Below are 17,820 nucleotides of genomic sequence, written 5' to 3'. Positions count from 1 at the left end.
TGCGGCGGGCGGCGCTCCCTGCCGTCCCCCGTGCGGGGGACACCCGGGGCGGAAAGATTCCCCACCGGCGTGACGGCCTGCCGGACACCGCTGCGTAGCGTCCCTGGGCATGGCGAAAACCATGACGGGCCTCTCGATCGAGGCCCACGAACTGCGGAAGCGTTACGGGCCCACGGCGGCCGTGGACGGGCTGACGTTCGCGGTGCGGCCCGGGCTGGTCACCGGGTTCGTCGGGCCCAATGGCGCGGGGAAGTCGACGACCATGCGGATGGTGATGGGGCTCGACGCCCCGGACGGGGGCACCGCCATGATCGGCGGTCGGCCGTACGCCGCGCTGCGCGAGCCGTTGAAGGTCGTCGGGGCGCTGCTGGATGCCGAGGCGGTGCATCCCGGGCGTCGGGCGCGCAGTCATCTGCTGTGGCTGGCGCGGTACAACGGGCTGCCTGCGCGGCGCGTCGACGAGGTGTTGGAGCTGGTCGGGCTCGCGTCCGCCGCGCGGCGGCGGGCGGGGGGCTTCTCGCTCGGTATGCGGCAGCGGCTCGGTATCGCGGCGGCGCTGTTGGGCGATCCGCCGGTGCTGATTCTGGACGAGCCGGTCAACGGGCTCGATCCCGAGGGCATCCAGTGGATCCGTGGCTTTCTGCGGTCGCTGGCCGCCGAGGGGCGCACCGTGCTGGTCTCCAGCCACTTGATGAGCGAACTGGAGGACACCGCCGACCACGTCATCGTCATCGGCCGCGGCCGGCTGCTCGCGGACACCGATGTGGCGACGCTGCTGGCCGCCGCGTCCAAGGGGCGCGTGACGCTGCGTACCCCGCGCCGCGCGGAAGCGGTGACGGCGCTGACCGGGGCCGGGGCCGAGGTGGCGGTGCTGGGGCGCGACCGGCTCACCGTGGACGGGCTGGCCGCAGAGCGCGTGGTGGCGCTGCTCGGCGCGGGCGGGGTGCCGTTCTCGGAGGTGGCGGCGCATCGCGCCTCACTGGAGGAGGCCTACCTGGAGCTGACCCGGGACGCCGTCGAATTCCAGGCACGGGAGGGCTCGTGATACGCGCCATCCGCGCCGAGTGGACCAAGCTGATGTCGGTGCGCAGCACCGCCGTCGCCCTGCTGGCCGCCGTCGCCCTGACCGTCCTCATCGGCTATCTCGCCGCGCAGGGCGGCCATGGCAACGCCAACGACGCCCCGCAGACCGTCGACCACTTCAGCTTCGTACACCGCGAACTCACCGGCGACGGCTCCGTCACCGCACGCGTCGCCCGGCAGAAGGACAGCGCCCCCTGGGCGAAGTCCGGCGTCGTCATGAAGGCGTCCACGGCCGGCGGCTCCTCGTACGTCGCGCTGATGGTCACCCCAGACCACGGTGTACGGATGCTGGCCGACGCGAAGACCGAGGTCACCGGCGGCGGCGAGACCAACGCCCCGGTGTGGCTGCGGCTGACCCGCTCGGGGCGGGACGTGACCGGATACGAGTCGGCGGACGGCCGTACGTGGCGGAAGGTCGGCACGCTCACCGCACGCGCGCTGCCGACACGCGCCCAGGCGGGGCTGTTCGTGGCCTCCCCCGCGCGCAAGCACGAGCGCCATGTGGGCCCCGGCAATGTCACGGGCAGCTTCGAGCCCACCACCGGCACCACCGTCTTCGACCACGTGGCCCTGGCGCCGGCGGCGGGCGACTGGCAGTTGACGGACGTGGCCGAGGCTCCCACGGCCGGCGGGCCGCCCGCCGAGATCCGCACGGCGTCCGACAACCCGGGCACCCTGCGGCGCGACGGCGGCGCGTTCACCGTCACCGGGAGCGGCGACATGGGCCGCATCGGGATGGCCGGCGTCGGCGACATGCTCAACAGCTTCGACCGGGTCAAGGACAGCCTGTCCGGTGCGCAGTTCGCGATAATCGCGGCGATCGCGCTCGGTGTGCTCGCGGTGACCTCCGAGTACCGGACCGGCACGATCCGTACGACGTTCAGCGCCTCCCCGCGCCGGGCCCGGGTGCTGGCCGCCAAGGCCGTCGTGCTGGCGGGCACGGTCTTCGCCGCCGGGCTCGTGGCGACCGTCACCGTCCTGCTGCTCACCCGGCCGATCCAGAGCCGCAACGGCATGGGGCCGCCGACCTTTCCCGACCCTTCCCTCACCGACCCGGCGGTGCTGCGCGCGGTCGTCGGCACGGCAGCCGCCATGGCCCTGGTCGCGCTGTTCAGCCTGGGCGTCGGCGTGCTGGTGCGGCGTACGGCGGGGGCGGTGATCCTGCTCTTCTCGGTGTTCCTCGTGCTTCCGATCGTCGCCCGGATCAGCTCGGTCGGTGTCAACGACGGCGTCAACCGGGCAACCCCGATCGCGGGTCTGGCGATCCGCCAGACCCTCTCCCTGATCGACGACTCGATCAGCCCCTGGGGCGGCCTCGCCGTCCTGTGCGGGTACACGGCGGTGGCGCTCGGCGCCGCGTTCTGGGTGCAGGGCAGGCGCGATGCGTGAGACGCGGCGCACCGGGCGGACGCTAGGCGCAGGGCGGGCGCTGCGCGCCGAGTGGACCAAGTTGTGCACGGTGCCGTCCCAGCTGTGGACCCTGGCGGCCCTGGCCGCGCTGATGGCGGGCGTGACCGCGCTCACCGCCGCGGGCCAGGGGCGCCCCCGGGACACCCCGGCGGACCCGGTGGCGCTCGCCCTGTCGGGCGTCTACGCCGCGCAACTCGCCGCCCTCGCCGTCGGGGTGGCGCTGGTCGCCTCCGAGTACCAGCCGAGGGTGATCCGTACGACGCTGGCCGCGCACCCGGGACGGACCGGCGTCCTCGCCGCGAAGGCCGCCGTCGTGACCGCGGCGGTGCTCGGCGCCGGTGTCCCCGGGGTGCTCGGGTCGGTGCTGGCCGGGCGGGCCGTACTGGCGGGGCAGGGCCATGGCAGTACGGCCGCCCTGTCCGACCCGGCGCTGTGGCGGGCGGCCGTCGGCACCCTGCTCTACCTGGCGCTGGTCGCGCTGCTGGGCGCCGGGGTGGCCGCCGTGCTCCGGCACGCCGGGGTGGCCGTGGGGGCCACGGCGGCGCTGCTGTACGGCCCGTTTCTGGCCACGAAGGTCATCCCGATGTCCACGCACGCCCTCCACCTGGTCCAGAAGGCCTCGCCCATGAGCGCCGGCCTCGCCGTCCAGACCACCCTCGCGGACACCGGCCCCGCACCCCTCGGCCCGTGGGCGGGGCTCGGCGTCCTCGCCGCCTGGGCCGGGGCGGCGCTGGCCGTGGGGTGGGCGGGGCTGCGATTCCGGGACGCGTGACGGGCCGCGTCAGCTTGCCCCGAGTAAGCCGACGAGGAAGTCGCGGGCAGCCCCGCCCGAGGAGACGTACGGACGGGCGTCAGCCGAGGACGCGTACGGGCGAGCCGTCGAGGAAGGCGCGGATGTCCTCGACGGCGTCGCCGTAGTACCGGTGGTAGTTGTCCTGGGAGACATAGCCCAGATGCGGGGTGGCCAGCAGCCGGGGCGCGGTGCGCATGGGGTGGTCCGCCGGAAGGGGTTCGACGTCGAACACATCGACCCCCGCCCCGGCGAAGGCGCCGCGCCGCAGGGCGTCGATCAGCGCGTCCTGGTCGACGATGGCGGCCCGGGAGGTGTTGACGAGGTACGCGGTCGGCTTGAGCAGGGCCAACTCGGCAGCGCCCAGCAGACCGCGGGTGCGGTCGCTCAGCGCGAGGTGGATGGAGACCACATCGCTGGAGGCCAGCAGCTCCTCCTTGGAACCGGCGAGCGCCACCCCGACCTCGTCGGCCCGCTGCCGCGTCAGGTTCTGGCTCCAGGCCGTCACCTCCATCCCGAAGGCCTGCCCGATCCCTGCCACCCGGCTGCCGATCTTGCCAAGGCCCAGCAGCCCCAGCCGACGGCCGTGCAGATCCGCGCCGACCGTGCTCTGCCAGGGCCCGCCCGTACGCAGCGCGGTGTTCTCGACGACCAGGCCCCGGGCAAGGCCGAGGATCAGCGCCCAGGTCAGCTCGACCGGCGGTGCCTGGGAGCTGGCGGTGCCGCAGACCGTCACGCCGTGGCGCTCGGCCGCGGCGTAGTCGATCACCGAGTTGCGCATCCCGGAGGCGATCAGCAGCTTCAGCCTGGGCAGCCGGGAGAACAGCGAGGCGGGAAAGGCCACACGCTCGCGCAAGGTCACGATGAGGTCGAAGTCGGCCAGAGCCGCGGCGAGTTCATCCTCGGTGCCGAAGTGCTCGGTGAAGCTCACCACCTCCACCCGATCCAGGACGGGCGTCCAGTCGGCGCTGGTCATGGCCACCCCCTGGAAGTCGTCGAGCACCGCACAGCGCAGCTTCATTCCGCTCCCTCACCGCGGCTTTCCGCGTGATGTTGTCCGTTTCGTTGTCCGGGCACGGCCTGTGAGGCTGTTCCCGGCACAGGTTTATCGGGAATACTGCCCGCCGTGGAGCAGCGCATAGGACCGAGCACCCCGCCCGTGCCCGCCGCCGGGTTCGATCCGGCGTACATCCCGGGCATCACGGCCCCGCGCCCTGATGAGCCGAAGGAGGCAACCGAGCCCTCACCCGAGGACGCCGTCCCTGACGAGGCCGTAGTCGCCGCGGATGTCGTCGATGACGTCGATGCCGTCGATGACGAGCGGGCCGAATCCGCGGACGCGGCCGAAGAGGACACCGCCGATGCCGAGACCGCCGACGCCGAGGCGAAGGCCGAGGACGGAGGCGAGGAGGAGGCCGACGGCCCCGTCTTCAAGGCCTCCGATCACCGCGGCTCCATCAGCGCCGGCCGTCGCGGTGTCACTCTCCTGCTGGACGGCGAGACGGCGGAGTTCGACTGGAGCGAGATCGGCGCGGTCGAGATCGACACCCCGCGGTTCGCGCGCCGGTTCTCCGTCACGGTCTACACGACCGCCCGTCGCTGGTACTCGGCCGATGTCGCGGCGTCGTCGAGGAAGGCCCTCAAGGAGTGGACGGCGGAACTCGACGCGGTTCTGGACACCTACTTCGAGGACACGAAGCCCGAGGACGCGAAGGCCAAGGACAAGGCCGAGCCCGAGGACGCCAAGCCTGAGAAGGCCGCGTCCGAGGCCGCCGAGTCGTCGGACACCGAGTCCGAGGCCACCGAGCCCTCAGACGCCAAGTCCTGAGTCGTCCCCGCGCGTCCGGCCGGGGTCACCCCGGCGGTCGCGCGGCCATCAGCTTCCGTACGGCCATCGGCTCGGCGAGCACCAGGTCGAGCACCTGCCGTGCATGGCGGACGTGCGGAGTGGTGCCGTGCCGGGCGAGGGCTTCGGGGTCCGTCCACTCCGCCACCACCACCATGTGCCCCGGGTTGTTGGGGTCGGCGTAGGGTCGGTAGGCGAGACAGCCAGGCTCCTCCAAGGACGGTTCGATCAGCGCCTCCAGGGCGGTGCGGAGCCGGTCCTCCTGCCCCGGCTCGGCCACGCACTCGGCGACGACGACAAGGGACATGCCGGGGCCTCCTGTGACTGCCGGGACAGCGGTCAGGGGCCGACCGGGCCGGCGCCCGCGCCGGACGCGGTGATGGCGGAGGCGATCTCGTCCAGATCGGCCCGCGCAAGCTCCACGCCGCCCGCCCCGATCCAGCCGTCGACCTGGCCGGCCTTGCGGGCGCCGACGATGGCCCCGGTGATACCGGGCCAGGCCAGCGCCCACGCGATGGCCACCTCGGCGACGGAGGCCCCGTGCCGCTCGGCGACGGGCCGCAGCGCGTCGGCCAGCTGGAGATTGGCGGCCAGGCCCGTGGTGAAGTCGGCGTGGGCGGAGCGCCAGTCGTCGGCGGACAGGTTCGCCGCGCGGTCTGCGGTGAAGGCGCCGGTCAGCAGCCCGGACTGGAGCGGGGAGTACACGATCACGCCGGTGTCATGGGCGTGCGCCCAGGCGATCTCGGCCGCGGCCGAGCGGTTGATGGCCGAGAACGGCGGCTGGATGACATCGACGTGTGCGATCCGCTCGGCGGCCGCCAACTGCTCGGCCGAGTGGTTGGACAGGCCGATCGCCCGGACCTTGCCTTCGGCCTTCAGATCGGCCATGACCTGCCAGTACTCCTCCAGCGGCGTGGCGTTCGGGGACACCGCGCCGAAGCCGCCGCCGGCGTACTCCAGGGATTCGCCGGTGTCCGGGTAGTGCACCTGGTACAGGTCGATGTGGTCGACGCCCAGCCGCCGCAGCGAGTCCTCGATCTCGCGGCGCACACTGGCGGGCTTCATGATCCGGCGGGGCGCGGCCTTCGGATCGGCCGGGTCCCAGACCAGCCCGGCCTTGGTGAACAGATACGGGCGCTCGCCCTCGGGCAGCTCGGCCACGGCCTTGCCGACCAGTTCCTCGGAGTGGCCGAGCCCGTAGACGGCGGCGGTGTCGATCCAGTTGACGCCGGAGGCGACCGCGTGGCGGATCGCGGTGATCGACTCGGCGTCGTCGGTAGCTCCCCAGCTGAAGCGCCAGTTGGCCCCGGACACCGCCCAGGAGCCGAAGCCGACTCGGGTGATGTCCATGCCGGTGGTACCGAGGGGGAGGGCGGGGAGGCCGCCCACGGTCGTGGTGGTCACAGCAGGTTCTCCTGAATGGGACGGGATGAGATGTGTCGCGCCGGAACCGTTGGAACCGTTCCGGCGATGCCAACTCTCGCCGCCCCGCGGCGGCGTACCCAGTGGCAGCCGGTGCCTGGGCACGGCGTGACCAGGCTGGCCTCCCCGCGACGCGAACGGGTTGGGGATACTTGCCGCATGGCACTGGACAGACGCGCGGAACTCGGCGAATTCCTCCGGTCCCGACGGGCCCGGCTGCGGCCCGAGGAGCTGGGCCTGCCGGGCTACGGCGGCCGCAGGCGGGTCCCCGGACTGCGCAGGGAGGAGCTGGCCCAGCTGGCCGGGGTGAGTGTCGATCACTACGTCCGGCTGGAGCAGGGCCGTACCCTGCACTTCTCCGAGGCGGTGCTGGACGCGGTCGCCCGCGCGCTGCGGCTGGACGCCGTGGAGCGCGACCACTTCTACCGGCTGGCCCGCCCCTGGTCGGAGGCGGACCGTACGGAGGCGGCGGACCTGCCGCAGCGCGTACGGCCTGGGCTGCGGCGGCTGCTGGACTCGGTGACCGACGTCCCGGCGTACATCGTCGGCCGGAACACCGACGTCCTGGCCTGGAACCACCTCGCCGCGGCCTTGATCACCGACTTCGGGGCGCTGCCGCCGGCCGAGCGGAACCTGGCCCGGCTGGTCTTCCTGGACGAGGGCATGCGCAACCTGTACGCCGACTGGCCCGGCAAGGCGAGCGATGTGGCCGCCTATCTGCGGCTCGACGCGGCACGCCACCCCGACGACCCGGGGACGACGGCACTGCTCGACGAACTCTCCGCCGGCTGCCCGGAGTTCCGCGAGGCATGGGCGGAGCACCGGCTCAAGGACAAGACCCATGGGCGGTATGTCTACCGGCACCCCGTGGTCGGCGAGCTGGACCTCGGCTTCGAGACCCTGCGCCTGCCCGACGACCCCGATCAGGCGCTGATCGCCCACACCGTGGAGGAGGGCTCCCCGTCCGAGACCGCGCTGCGGCTGCTGACGACGTGGGCTCAGGAGCGCGGCGGCGCGCCGAGTGCCTGGGCGGTGGGGGTGGAGTCCGGCTTGAAGGAGACCGCCACCAGCGGGGCGTCCAGGCCTGGGTCGGAGACGGTGAGCACGAGGACCGGATAGGCGGCCACGTCGTTGCTGCGGGGCGGGTTGGACTCCATGAGGTCGTGCATCGAGTAGCCGTGCCGCAGCGCCGAGGGCGGCAGCTCGACCATGAAGCGCAGCGGCTCATCGCGGGTGACGCGTATCGCCCCGTCCTTGGCGGCGGGCGCCTCGACGGACTTCGGCGACAGCCCCTTTGCCTCCGCCATCACCCCCTTCCCGTACGGGGCGCAGAAGCGGACCGACACCCCGCCGTGTGCGAGGGGCGGGTGGAGGACGAGGGAGTGGCGGCCCACGTTGATGCTCGCCTCGATGGTGAAGTGCTTTTTGCCGCCCCTCATCGGGGACTTCGAGGAGTATCCGTAGCTGAGCGTGAGCAGCCGTGGCTCCTTTTCATCCCAGACTCCGGGGTGGGGCGCGTCCTTCACGCAGGGGTCGTCGGCGGGCCATGGTGCGGCTTCGCCGGCCGCTTCCCGCGAGCCGCGGGTGCCCAGGTACACCAGGGTGAGCAGGCTCAGGACCAGCGCCGCGATCAGCGCGTACGAGCGCCGTGACAGGTTCAACTCCCCCCCTTGCCCCACCTTGCCCCGGAACTTGTCCGGTCCGGCCATCCAAGCATGCCGGACCGACACAACGGCGAGCCGCCCGCCCGCCCCCCGTGGGCACCGGGCGGGCGGCTCGGCCCGTTCACGGCATGGCCAGGGCCTCCGTCGGGGAGAGCCGGGAGGCGCGGAGCGCCGGGTAGAGGCCGGCCAGGCCGCCGATGGCGAGGGTCGCGGCCAGGCCGCCGAGCAGCGCCCACGGCGGGATCACGACGGGCCAGCCCTGCGACAGCGCGTAGCCCGCCGTCACCGTGGCGCCCAACAGCGCGCCGCCCGCCCCGCCCAGGGCCGACAGGAGCTGGGACTCCGCGACGAACTGGGTACGGATCTGGCCCCGGGTCGCGCCCAGGGAGCGGCGCAGCCCGATCTCCGCCCGGCGCTCCAGTACGGAGATCACCATCGTGTTGGCCACCCCGACACCGCCGACGAGCAGCGCCACCGCGCCAAGGCCGAGGAGCAGCCCCGTGAAGGCCTCGCCCGCCGCCTGCTGGGCGGCCAGGGCGTCGGAGGGGCGGGAGACCTCGACCTCGCCGGGCGCCTCGGGGTTGGCGGTGGCGCCCAGGACGGAGGCCACCGACTCGACCGCGAAGTCCTGCGAGCGGGTGTAGATCGTGGTGGGGCGCCCGTCGAAGTACAGCTCGCTCTCGGCCGCGCGCCAGCCGACGAGGGCCGCGGTGTCCAGCTCGGGGGCGAGCGGGGCGGGTTCGAGGACGCCGACGACGGTGAACCACCGGCCGCCGATCAGGACCTGGGTGTCCGGGCCGACCTGCCCGATCCCGAGCCGTTCCGCGGCGGTGGCGCCGAGCACGGTCGTCGGATAGGTGCTGGTCGCGCCGTTGAGCCAGCTGCCGGTGCGGAGCTTGGCGCCGAGGGTGGCGCGCAGATCGGTACGGGCGGCGTAGGTGGCGAGGCCGTTGGTCTCCGCCGCGGGGATCTTGTCCGTACGGTAGACCTTGGCGTCGCTGAGCTTGCCGACGGCCGACACGGAGTACACCGGGCCGATCCGCGACACCATCTCCTCCGCGGTCTCCGGCAGCCGCGCCTGGCCGCCCGACATCGTCGAACCGGGCGAAACCGTCAGCAGGTTGGTGCCAAGCGCGGCGAGGCTGCGGTCGAGATCGGCGCGGGAGGACGACGAGATGCCGACCACCGCGACCATCGCCGCGATGCCGATGGCGATGCCCAGCGCGGAGAGGAACGCCCGCAGCGGGCGGGTGCGCAGGCCCACCGCGCCGACCTTGACCACGTCGCGGGGGCGCAGCCGGGCGGGGCGGAGCTCGTCGGCGCGCCGATCCGTACGCCCACGCCCACGCCCACGCCCACGGCGGCCCGTACGCTCCGTAGGCTCCGTACGATCCGTGGGCTCCGTACGCCCAGGGTGTGTGTCCGTGGCCATCAGTCCGCCACCACCCGCCCGTCGCGCATCCGCACCTGCCGGGGCAGACCGCCTGCGATCTCCCAGTCGTGCGTGATGATCACGACGGTCGTCCCCGCGGCGTGCAGCTCCCGCAGCAGCCGCATCACCTCGGCGCCCGAGACCGAGTCGAGCGCGCCGGTCGGCTCGTCGGCCAGCAGCAGCGCGGGGTCGCCCGCGACCGCGCGGGCGATGGCGACGCGCTGCCGCTCGCCGCCGGACAGCTCATGCGGCTCGTGGTGGACGCGGTGGCCGAGCCCGACCCGGTTCAGCATCAGGGCGGCGCGCCTGCGCCGCTCGCCCACCGGCAGCCCGGAGTACAGGAGCCCGTCGGCGACGTTGTCCAGCGCCGAGGTGCCGGTGGCGAGGTGGAAGTGCTGGAAGACGAAGCCGATGCGGCTCGCCCGCAACGCGGAGAGCTTGGTGTCGGAGAGCGTGCCGATGTCGTAGCCGTCGATGCGCACACCGCCGGTCGTGGGCCGGTCCAGGGTGCCGAGGATGTGCAGCATCGTCGACTTGCCGGAGCCGGACGGGCCGACGATGCCGACGAGTTCGCCCGGCGCGATGTCCAGGTTGACGCCGCCGAGCGCGGTGACCCCGCCCGGATAGGTCTTGGTCACATCCGTCAGACGGATCACTTGGGCACCCCCACCTTCGTGCCCTCGGCGAGGCCCCTGCCCGAGATCTCCACCCGGCCGTCGGCGAACAGACCGGTGGTGACCGGCACATACTCCGAGGTCGAGCCATGGACGACCTCCACGCCGAAGCCGCCCTCTGCGAGCGCCAGCAGCGCGCCGACCGGCACGGTGAGCACGTCCTTACGGGTCTCGGAGGTGAAGTCGACGTGCACCGCGGCCAGCGCGTAGGCGTCGGCGGCCTTCCGGCCCGTCTCGTCCTTGAACCCGACGACCACCTCGACCTTCGTCTTCGCCTCCTCCCCCTGCCCGTTGCCCGGCTCGATCACCGTGGCGACGTCCTGGACGGTGCCCTTGACGATCCGGTCGTCCGGCAGCTCGACCTCGACCTCCCTGCCTTTCTTGGCCAGCCGCTGGTCGGCGGGGTCGAGCTCCACCGTGACGGCCTGCTCGGTGCCGGTGTACGACAGCACCTTGCCGCCGGGGCCGACCGTGTCGCCCTTACGGGCCGCCACGCTGTCCACCCGGACCGCGTCGGGCGCGAACGCCACGCTGCCCAGCTCAACGGCCCCGGTCTCCGCGAGCCCCAGGTCCTCCTGCCACTCGCGCACCGCGTCGGCCGTGGTGTCGGTGTACTCGTCGTCGACCGTGAAGCCCGTGTAGCCGAGCGCGCTGAGGTTCTTCTCCAGCTGGTGCACGTCCGCGCCCTCGGCGCCCTTCTTCAGGGCGCGGTAGGCGGGCGTCGAGCCGTACATCAGCGTCACGGGGCGCCCGTCCACCTCGTACAGCGCCTTGCCGCGGGTGATCCGGTCCCCCGCCTCGGGCGCCTCGGTGACCGTGCCGGGCCGCCGGGCGGCCAGGGTGGTCGTCGGGCCGAAGCCGAGCTGTCCGTCGACGCTCTGGGTGTCCTTGAGCGTCCGGCGGGTCACCTCGGCGGTGCTCGGCGGCAGTTCGCTCGCCGCCTTGTCGCCCGAGCCGCGGTCGCCAAGACCCAGCTTCGCGGCGGTGACGCCGCCGCCCGCCAGCAGGACGAGCACGGCGAGGGCGACCACCTTCCTGCCCCGGCCCCTGGCTTTACGGCGCCGGGGGCTGAGGGCAGTTGCCGGATCAGGTGCCTGCTGCGACGGTTGCTCCGATGCCTCAGGTGTCTGCTCAGGCTCCCGCTCGGGTGTCCGCTCTCGTTCGCGCGCCGGCTCCCGGTCCTGCGCGCTGTCCACGGTCACCTCCCCCATCAGCCCTTTTCCTTGTGGAGCGTGCCGCCACCGCCGATGAACTTGTTGCACGACTTCTCCGCCTTGGAGAAGTCGGGGTCGTCCATGATCGATCCCTCGACCCGGAGTCCGCCCTCCGTCACCGGGTCCGGGAAGTTCTCCACGCCCTCCTCACGCATGCACTTGGCGTACTTGCGCATGTTCTCCTGCGCCTTCGCGTCCGGCTTGCGGCCGCCCCCGTTCTGCACCGGGTCGTACTCGCGGCAGGCCTCCTGGGCCTTCTCCACCGTCCCCTTGGGAGTGCCGGGCGGAATGGCGAGCCTGATGCCCTGCCCGGGCTCCGGGTCCTCCATGTCGATGCCGTGCTCGCGCATGCACTGCGCGAACTTGACCCCCATCTCCTGTGGATCCATGCTCGGGCCCGCGCTGCCGCCGCCGTCCTTCTTCGCGCCGTTCGCCGAGGCCACCTTGCCGTCGCCGCCGCCGTCGGAGCCACATCCGGTCAGGGACAGGGCGAGGGTCAGCGCCAGTGGCACGGCCGCTGCCATGCCGAGGATCCGCCTGCTCATGGCGTCGTCTCCTTCTGCTCGATCGGTCCGTACGAGAAGGGATGCAAGAGCAGACCGCGTTTCCCCCACGTTTCCGTCGCCCACTAACGCCGCGGAAACGCCGGGACGGGCACCATGGCCTCGCCGGGCCGGGGAGGTCCTGACGGGGAGGGGAGACCGATGCGGGTACTGGTGGTCGAGGACGAACCCTTGCTCGCCGACGCGATCACGGAGTGGCTGCGCGACGAGCCGCACGCGGTCGATGTCGCGTACGACGGCGCGGCGGCGCTGGAGCGGCTGACCGTCAACGACTACGACGTGGTCGTCCTGGACCGGGACCTGCCCGGTGTGCACGGCGACGACATCTGCCGCGAACTGGCCGGAGCGGGAGCTGAGGCGGGCGCCGGAACCGGAGCCGAGGCCAGGGCCGGGACGACGGCGCGGGTGCTGATGCTCACCGCCGCCGCCGAGGTGGCCGACCGCGTCGCCGGGCTCACCCTCGGCGCCGACGACTACCTCACCAAGCCCTTCGCCTTCGCCGAACTCGCCGCCCGCGTCCAGGCGCTGGGCCGCCGCAGCCGCCCGGCCGCGCCGCCGGTGCTGCGCCGGGCCGGTATCACCCTGGACCCGGCCCGCCGCGAGGTGTTCCGGGACGGGCGCTACGTACCGCTGTCGAAGAAGGAGTTCGCCGTGCTGACCGAGCTGCTGCGGGCCGACGGAAGCGCGGTCTCCGCCGAACAGCTGCTGGAGAAGGCCTGGGACGAGCACGCCGACCCGTTCACCGGGGCGGTCCGGCTGGCCGTACTGAAGCTGCGCCGCAAGCTCGGCGAGCCGCAGATCATCGAGACCGTCACGGGCGTGGGGTACCGGATCGTATGAAGCGCCGCCTGAAATTCCCGCCGCGCCGGATCAGCCTGCGGGCCCGGCTCACCCTGATCTACGGAGGGCTGTTCCTCGCGGCCGGCGTGGTGCTGCTCGGCGTCACGTACGCACTGTTCAACCAGCAGCTCGCCGGCGGCGGTCTGAAGATCTACGCACGCAACGTGAAGTCCGAAGGCCCCGCCGCGGGCCCACCCCAGGACCGGGTGATCACCGGGGACGGCGATGTCCTCACCGACAAGACGGCGCAGAAGTGGGTGAAGGACGAACGCGACCGGCTGAACGCCGCCGCCACCACCTCGCTCATCACCCAGGGCGGGCTCGCCCTCCTGGTCGTCGGCGGCGTCGCGGCCGGCTTCGGCTGGCTGGCCGCCGGCCGGGTGCTGGCCCCGCTGCACCGGGTCACCGACACCGCCCGCCGTATCGCGAGCGCGCCCGCCGCCGACCGGGGCCTGCATGAGCGGATCGCCCTGCGCGGCCCCGACGACGAGGTCAAGGACCTCGCCGACACCTTCGACACGATGGTCGAACGGCTCGACCGGTCCTTCGACGGCCAGCGCCGCTTCGTCGCCAACGCCTCCCACGAGCTGCGCACCCCGCTGACCCTGGGGCGGGCCCTGGTCGAGGTGGCCATGCACCGCAGAACCGCCTCCGAGGACGTCAAACAGCTCGGCGAGAACCTTCTTGAGATCAACGCCCGCCACGAGCGGCTGATCACCGGGCTGCTGCTGCTCGCGAGCTCGGAGAACGAGATCACCGAGCGGGCGCCGGTCGATCTCTCCGACGTCGTGGACCATGTCGTCGGACAGACCGCACGGGAGGCGGAGGCGGCCGGGGTCACGGTGACGCAGGAGACGGCCCCGGCCCCCACCACCGGCGACGCGCTGCTGCTGGAGCGGCTGGTGCACAACCTCGTCGAGAACGGCATCCGCCACAACACCCCCGACGGCGGCGACGGTGGCAGCGGCGGCGGCCGGGTACGGGTCGCCTGCCGCGCCCGCGACGACGGCCGCATCGAGGTCGAGGTGGCCAACACCGGCCCCGCCGTCCCCCCGTACGAGCTCCCCGCCCTCTTCGAGCCCTTCCGCCGTCTGGGCACCGACCGCCTGGTCACCGCCAAGGGCGCGGGCCTCGGCCTGTCCATCGTCCGCTCCATCACCCGCGCCCACGGCGGCGAGATCACGGCCCGCCCCCGCGAGGGCGGCGGCCTGACCGTGACAGTGACCCTGCCCGCGCATGCGGAGACGCACGCGGAGACGCACGCGGAGACGGCCGAAGTGGCGGCCGAGGCCCTGTAGCCGCGCCATAGCCGCCCCGTAGCGCTTCGGCGCGGCTAGGCTTCGCCGCGATCTCGATCTCGATCTCCATCTCGAATGCGGCGCCGGAGGCAGCAGAGTGAGTGAGGAAACGGACCGGGCCAAGGCCGTCAGGCTGGAGCGGCAGTACCGCGACGCCCTCGAGGCCGAGGCCGATTACGACATATTGGATCCGCTCCGCGGCGAACTCGAGGAGACCTACCGCCGGATCCTGGAAACCGATCCCGACGACGCGAACACCCTGATCGAGCTGGCCGTGCTCCTCTCCACGGATGTGCAGGTGCCGGACGGAGAGTCGGTGGAGCTGTTGTGGCGGGTGTTCGACATGGACCGCGCGGATGAAGACGTGTGCGAGTCCCTGGTGGGTTTGCTGGAAAACCTCTCCGAGGAGGAAGAAGCGGACGAGGTCTACCGGCTGGCCTCGGAAGCGGGAAATCTCCAGGCGACCTTCGAGCTCGCGGCGCGATTCGACGAACGAGGGGACCTCGAGGAGGCGGAACCGCTCTACCGCCGGGCGGCCGAGGCGGGCCACGCCCACGCCGTGGCCAACCTCGCCGCCCTTCTGGAGGAACGCGGCGACCACGAGGCGGCCACCGCGCTCGGGAACGGCGAGGGCGCCCGCCCCAGTTAGGGGGCGGACGCCCCGCGGACCCATCTCGTCCGGGGAAGTCGCAGTACCGCATCACCGGGCCGCTGATCAATTCCCTCCTCGGCTCGGCCTGGCTCGGTGAGGCGAAGTCCCGACGAACTCTATGGCGGAACGGTGCCTGCCCCGCCACGCTGAACCAGAGGTGATCATTCAGGGTTCTGCGGCACCACACAGCGGTCGTCCTGGGCCGGGGTGCCCTTGGGCCAGGCCAGTGCCTCGAAGGTCAGCTTGGCGCGCATCGGGTCGAGGCGGACGATGGCCAGGGCCTTGTTGTACGGGTTGCCGGCGTTCGTCAGGCAGATCCAGCCGCCTGCTCCCTGGATCCGGAAGGCGGAGTTCAAATTCTCGTAGTCCTCTTTGATCCGCTCCTGTGACGGGACGGGCGTTCTGGTGGTCGCCGCCGCCTTCGTGAGGGCCTTCGCGGCGGTCAGGATCACATCGTGGGTCTCTATCGCCCGTCCGTCGTCGAGCCGCACCGCGCCCAGCTTTCCCTCATGGGCCCGGGCCTCCGAGCGCAGTTGCTCCATCGCCCGCTGCGGTTCGACCAGATAGCGCGGCTGATTGCCCGGGTCCGCGGCCTTCTTGCCCGCGCGCTTCTTCCAGCGTTCGAGTTCCACGTTCCAGGCGTCGGGGTGTGCCGGCGCCGCGTACAGGACGTTGATGGTGGGGGTGCCGGCTTTGGGGTCGCCCCGGAGCAGGGCGCGTTCGTCGCTGCCCAGGCGCTCGTCGAGCGAGGTGGCGTCGGAGCCGGTGATCACGGTGTACGACTGCTTCCGGGCGCAGTAGGTGCGGGCCAGCTTCTTCACGAAGAGTTCCAGGTGGAAGGCCCGGCCCGCGAAGTAGACGACGCGCGCCTTGGATTCGCAGAGGTTCATGGCGAAGGTCTCGAACTCGTTCGGGGTGACCCCCGCCGTCTCCGGCCCCTCCGAGGTGAAGGTCATGTCCTGGGCTCCGGCACCGGCTCCCCGGGCCTCGGTGAACGCGTCGCGGAGCGACTTGTTGTAGCTGTCGCCCGGCCGGGTGTCGGCGACCAGGGCCGTCTGGGCCCGGGCCAGGCCCGGGTCGTAGTGGAGCAGCGCGGCGGCCTGGTCCTTGCTGGTGGAGACCACGCGGGCCAGGCCCGGGTAGCGGTAGGGGCCGGGGCCGTCAGTGTTGGCGAAGGCCTGGGAGGTGACCAGGCCGGCCACGACGGGGATCTTCAGGTCGTTGGTGAGGTGGCGCATGGCGTCCTGGGTGTTGTCGAGACTCAGGTTGAAACCCACGACCATCCGCAGCCCGGGCTCCTGGTCGGCCAGCCGGTCCACGGTGTAGCGCCATGCCCGGTAGTCCCGGCCGGGGTTGGCCAGCACCAGCCGGATGGGTGGGGCCGCGTCCGAGCCGTTCGCCTGGAGCTGTCCCAGATAGGCGCCCTGCACCTCGCTGACGATCTGCCGGCGTACGGCCGCGTTGTCGGACTCCATCGGGATCATCAGCGCCACGGTCGCATGCGCTTTACGCTCGATCCGCTCGTTCTCCGCCTCGATCCCGGCGAACACCTCGCGCATGCCCTGGACGCGGGGCATGAACACCCCCGTCCCGTCCGAGACCCCGACGCAGTCCGCGCCCCGCATCACCAACCGCTCGCCACAGGCGTCGGCGCGATCCCAAGGGGCCCAGCTCAGCAGCCCGGCGAGCACCGCGAGGGCCACGCCGGCGGTGCCGGCGGACAGCATCGCCGGCCCCCAGCGGCCGACCTTGAGCGGCGGGAGCGGGGCAGGGGCCGGGGAGGCGAGGCGCACCTGGAGCACCCGGCTCGGCAGCGGTACGTCCTGGCTGCGCCGCCACCGCTCCACCGCCTCGTCCCGCTCGCGGAACCGTTCGGGCACCGCCGCGGGCAGCTCCTCCGCGGTCACGGAAGGCTTGCCGCCCCGCGGCGGTGGCGCGGCGCCCGGGGCGCAGGTGGCGATGACGACAGGGTGCACCCGCAGTTCGCGCGCCCCGTCGTCGTAGGCGTCGAGCAGCCGGTCCCTGACCAGCCGCCGTGCGGAGGACAGATCGACGTCCGGCAGCAGGATGACCGGGCGCCGCGCCCGGTTGAGGCGGCGGAAGCGGCCGTAATGCGCGTCGATGTCGGCGAGCAGCGCCTCGACGAGCAGAAGCTGCTTGTCCGCCACCGGCCGTTGCTGCCGGCCGCGTAACTCCCGGAAGACCTCCAGCTGGGTGACGACCCGTCCCCGGAACCACTTCCTGCGGTACCAGCGCACCGTACGGCGGTGGGGAAAGCGGCAGACGTCGGCCACCTTCACCATCACCCCGACCAGCCCGCCAAGACGCTGGGCCACCTGCTCGTCCCGGGCCAGCGCCTCGGCCCGTTCTTTCATCTCCTGGAGGGTGTAGCGGCGTTCCTCGGCGATCGCCTGTTTGACCATCCGCGCGATCTTGGAGTTCTGCTTGGCGGGCAGCTGCCCGTCGTCCGGCCGCCAGACGTACAGCGCCGCGAAGGCCGCCGCGAAACGGGGAAAGCTGATGGGCAGTCGGTAGGCCGGGCGGCCGTCGTATCCGCAGCCCTGGGCGATGGCCAGCAGCTCGGTGACGACCTGCTGCTCCTGTGTCTCCTCCTCCGGCAGCTCATCCGGGCAGTTGAGCGGCAGAACGCCGCGGTACCGCTCGTGGAAGAGGCGGGGCCAGCCCCGTACGGCCGGCTCATCGCCCTCCAGCTGAAGGATCAGCGCTCCGGCCGCACGACGGAACTTCAGCCGCCTGAGGCGCAGCCGGTCCCTGATCGTCAGCTGCGCCAGCGCATCGTCCAACGCCTGTTCCATGGCCGCCCCCGTCCTTGCCGTGCCGTCGCAGGCCGTGACGTCAATTCGTTCGGAGCACTATAGGGACCAACTATGCGTGATAAAAGCAGACTTGACATGACTCGGCGACTTCACGC

At 72.4% G+C, this 17,820-nt stretch carries 16 protein-coding genes; 8 read left to right on the top strand and 8 right to left on the bottom strand.

From position 1 onward, the window contains the following. The first annotated feature begins 121 nt into the window (after positions 1-121). Genes ACWDSL_RS24710 through ACWDSL_RS24700 form a run of 3 tightly spaced genes read left to right on the top strand, consistent with a single transcriptional unit; the run spans position 122 to position 3,265 of the window. Entirely contained in the window at positions 122-1,045 is a 924-nt protein-coding gene (locus tag ACWDSL_RS24710; protein ID WP_450488844.1) for an ABC transporter ATP-binding protein, read from the top strand. Continuing rightward, a complete protein-coding gene (locus tag ACWDSL_RS24705; protein ID WP_450488824.1) occupies positions 1,042-2,472 on the top strand; it encodes an ABC transporter permease subunit in 1,431 nt (476 codons plus the stop codon). The genes ACWDSL_RS24710 and ACWDSL_RS24705 overlap by 4 nt, the downstream gene beginning before the upstream one ends. Then, entirely contained in the window at positions 2,465-3,265 is an 801-nt protein-coding gene (locus ACWDSL_RS24700) for a hypothetical protein (RefSeq protein WP_450488822.1), read from the top strand. The genes ACWDSL_RS24705 and ACWDSL_RS24700 overlap by 8 nt, the downstream gene beginning before the upstream one ends. Positions 3,266-3,344: 79 nt before the next feature. Here ACWDSL_RS24700 and ACWDSL_RS24695 read toward each other — a convergent pair whose 3' ends face one another. After that, positions 3,345-4,304: a D-2-hydroxyacid dehydrogenase family protein gene (locus tag ACWDSL_RS24695; protein WP_450488820.1), complete on the bottom strand. Its 960-nt coding sequence runs from the start codon at positions 4,302-4,304 to the stop codon at positions 3,345-3,347. Between the two features lie 105 nt (positions 4,305-4,409). Between ACWDSL_RS24695 and ACWDSL_RS24690 the strand changes: the two genes are divergently transcribed. Beyond that, on the top strand, positions 4,410-5,111 hold the full coding sequence (locus tag ACWDSL_RS24690; protein ID WP_450488818.1) for a hypothetical protein: 702 nt from the start codon (positions 4,410-4,412) through the stop codon (positions 5,109-5,111). A gap of 25 nt (positions 5,112-5,136) precedes the next feature. Here the strand turns inward: ACWDSL_RS24690 and ACWDSL_RS24685 are convergent, their stop codons facing one another. Together ACWDSL_RS24685 and ACWDSL_RS24680 are read right to left on the bottom strand one after the other, a co-directional pair. Next, the gene (locus ACWDSL_RS24685; protein WP_450488816.1) at positions 5,137-5,436 is read right to left on the bottom strand and encodes a putative quinol monooxygenase; all 300 of its coding nucleotides are present in this window, start codon (positions 5,434-5,436) and stop codon (positions 5,137-5,139) included. 32 nt (positions 5,437-5,468) lie between these two features. Then, entirely contained in the window at positions 5,469-6,533 is a 1,065-nt protein-coding gene (locus ACWDSL_RS24680) for an aldo/keto reductase (RefSeq protein ID WP_450488814.1), read from the bottom strand. 177 nt (positions 6,534-6,710) lie between these two features. On the opposite strand from ACWDSL_RS24680, the gene ACWDSL_RS24675 reads away from it, so the two are divergent. Further along, positions 6,711-7,670 (top strand): helix-turn-helix transcriptional regulator, encoded by a 960-nt coding sequence (locus ACWDSL_RS24675; RefSeq protein WP_450488812.1) that lies wholly within the window; start codon positions 6,711-6,713, stop codon positions 7,668-7,670. 666 nt (positions 7,671-8,336) lie between these two features. On the opposite strand, the gene ACWDSL_RS24670 is transcribed toward ACWDSL_RS24675, so the two are convergent. Genes ACWDSL_RS24670 through ACWDSL_RS24655 form a run of 4 tightly spaced genes read right to left on the bottom strand, consistent with a single transcriptional unit; the run spans position 8,337 to position 12,080 of the window. Further along, positions 8,337-9,647: an ABC transporter permease gene (locus tag ACWDSL_RS24670; protein ID WP_450488810.1), complete on the bottom strand. Its 1,311-nt coding sequence runs from the start codon at positions 9,645-9,647 to the stop codon at positions 8,337-8,339. Beyond that, a complete protein-coding gene (locus tag ACWDSL_RS24665) occupies positions 9,647-10,303 on the bottom strand; it encodes an ABC transporter ATP-binding protein (RefSeq protein ID WP_450488808.1) in 657 nt (218 codons plus the stop codon). Before ACWDSL_RS24665 ends, ACWDSL_RS24670 begins: the two co-directional genes overlap by 1 nt. Next, positions 10,300-11,532, bottom strand: a complete 1,233-nt coding sequence (locus ACWDSL_RS24660; protein ID WP_450488806.1) for a peptidoglycan-binding protein — start codon at positions 11,530-11,532, stop codon at positions 10,300-10,302. The genes ACWDSL_RS24665 and ACWDSL_RS24660 overlap by 4 nt, the downstream gene beginning before the upstream one ends. Next, positions 11,532-12,080, bottom strand: a complete 549-nt coding sequence (locus ACWDSL_RS24655) for a hypothetical protein (RefSeq protein ID WP_450488804.1) — start codon at positions 12,078-12,080, stop codon at positions 11,532-11,534. Before ACWDSL_RS24655 ends, ACWDSL_RS24660 begins: the two co-directional genes overlap by 1 nt. Before the next feature lie 159 nt (positions 12,081-12,239). Here ACWDSL_RS24655 and ACWDSL_RS24650 point away from each other — a divergent pair, with 159 nt between their 5' ends. The 3 genes from ACWDSL_RS24650 to ACWDSL_RS24640 all read left to right on the top strand — a co-directional run bounded on the left by ACWDSL_RS24650 (position 12,240) and on the right by ACWDSL_RS24640 (position 14,885). After that, positions 12,240-12,938, top strand: coding sequence for a response regulator transcription factor (locus ACWDSL_RS24650; protein WP_450488802.1), 699 nt, complete (start codon positions 12,240-12,242; stop codon positions 12,936-12,938). Continuing rightward, entirely contained in the window at positions 12,935-14,236 is a 1,302-nt protein-coding gene (locus ACWDSL_RS24645) for a sensor histidine kinase (RefSeq protein ID WP_450488800.1), read from the top strand. The genes ACWDSL_RS24650 and ACWDSL_RS24645 overlap by 4 nt, the downstream gene beginning before the upstream one ends. Before the next feature lie 97 nt (positions 14,237-14,333). Then, positions 14,334-14,885, top strand: coding sequence for a hypothetical protein (locus ACWDSL_RS24640; RefSeq protein ID WP_450488798.1), 552 nt, complete (start codon positions 14,334-14,336; stop codon positions 14,883-14,885). A 164-nt stretch (positions 14,886-15,049) separates the two neighbouring features. Here the strand turns inward: ACWDSL_RS24640 and ACWDSL_RS24635 are convergent, their stop codons facing one another. Further along, positions 15,050-17,704 (bottom strand): hypothetical protein, encoded by a 2,655-nt coding sequence (locus ACWDSL_RS24635; protein ID WP_450488796.1) that lies wholly within the window; start codon positions 17,702-17,704, stop codon positions 15,050-15,052. Between the last annotated feature and the right edge of the window lie 116 nt (positions 17,705-17,820).

The organism is Streptomyces sp. NPDC000941, assembly GCF_053599555.1.
Note: the sequence above shows the minus strand (reverse complement) of the source record. Positions and strands in the feature narration are given on the sequence as shown.

Excerpts from the sequence above, each read along its gene's own strand:
- ACWDSL_RS24710 (WP_450488844.1), top strand. The coding sequence starts at position 122 with ATGACGGGCCTCTCGATCGAGGCCCACGAACTGCGGAAGCGTTACGGG.
- ACWDSL_RS24700 (WP_450488822.1), top strand. The coding sequence starts at position 2,465 with ATGCGTGAGACGCGGCGCACCGGGCGGACGCTAGGCGCAGGGCGGGCG.
- ACWDSL_RS24695 (WP_450488820.1), bottom strand. The coding sequence starts at position 4,304 with ATGAAGCTGCGCTGTGCGGTGCTCGACGACTTCCAGGGGGTGGCCATG.
- ACWDSL_RS24685 (WP_450488816.1), bottom strand. The coding sequence starts at position 5,436 with ATGTCCCTTGTCGTCGTCGCCGAGTGCGTGGCCGAGCCGGGGCAGGAG.
- ACWDSL_RS24675 (WP_450488812.1), top strand. The coding sequence starts at position 6,711 with ATGGCACTGGACAGACGCGCGGAACTCGGCGAATTCCTCCGGTCCCGA.
- ACWDSL_RS24670 (WP_450488810.1), bottom strand. The coding sequence starts at position 9,647 with ATGGCCACGGACACACACCCTGGGCGTACGGAGCCCACGGATCGTACG.
- ACWDSL_RS24660 (WP_450488806.1), bottom strand. The coding sequence starts at position 11,532 with ATGGGGGAGGTGACCGTGGACAGCGCGCAGGACCGGGAGCCGGCGCGC.
- ACWDSL_RS24655 (WP_450488804.1), bottom strand. The coding sequence starts at position 12,080 with ATGAGCAGGCGGATCCTCGGCATGGCAGCGGCCGTGCCACTGGCGCTG.
- ACWDSL_RS24650 (WP_450488802.1), top strand. The coding sequence starts at position 12,240 with ATGCGGGTACTGGTGGTCGAGGACGAACCCTTGCTCGCCGACGCGATC.
- ACWDSL_RS24645 (WP_450488800.1), top strand. The coding sequence starts at position 12,935 with ATGAAGCGCCGCCTGAAATTCCCGCCGCGCCGGATCAGCCTGCGGGCC.
- ACWDSL_RS24635 (WP_450488796.1), bottom strand. The coding sequence starts at position 17,704 with ATGGAACAGGCGTTGGACGATGCGCTGGCGCAGCTGACGATCAGGGAC.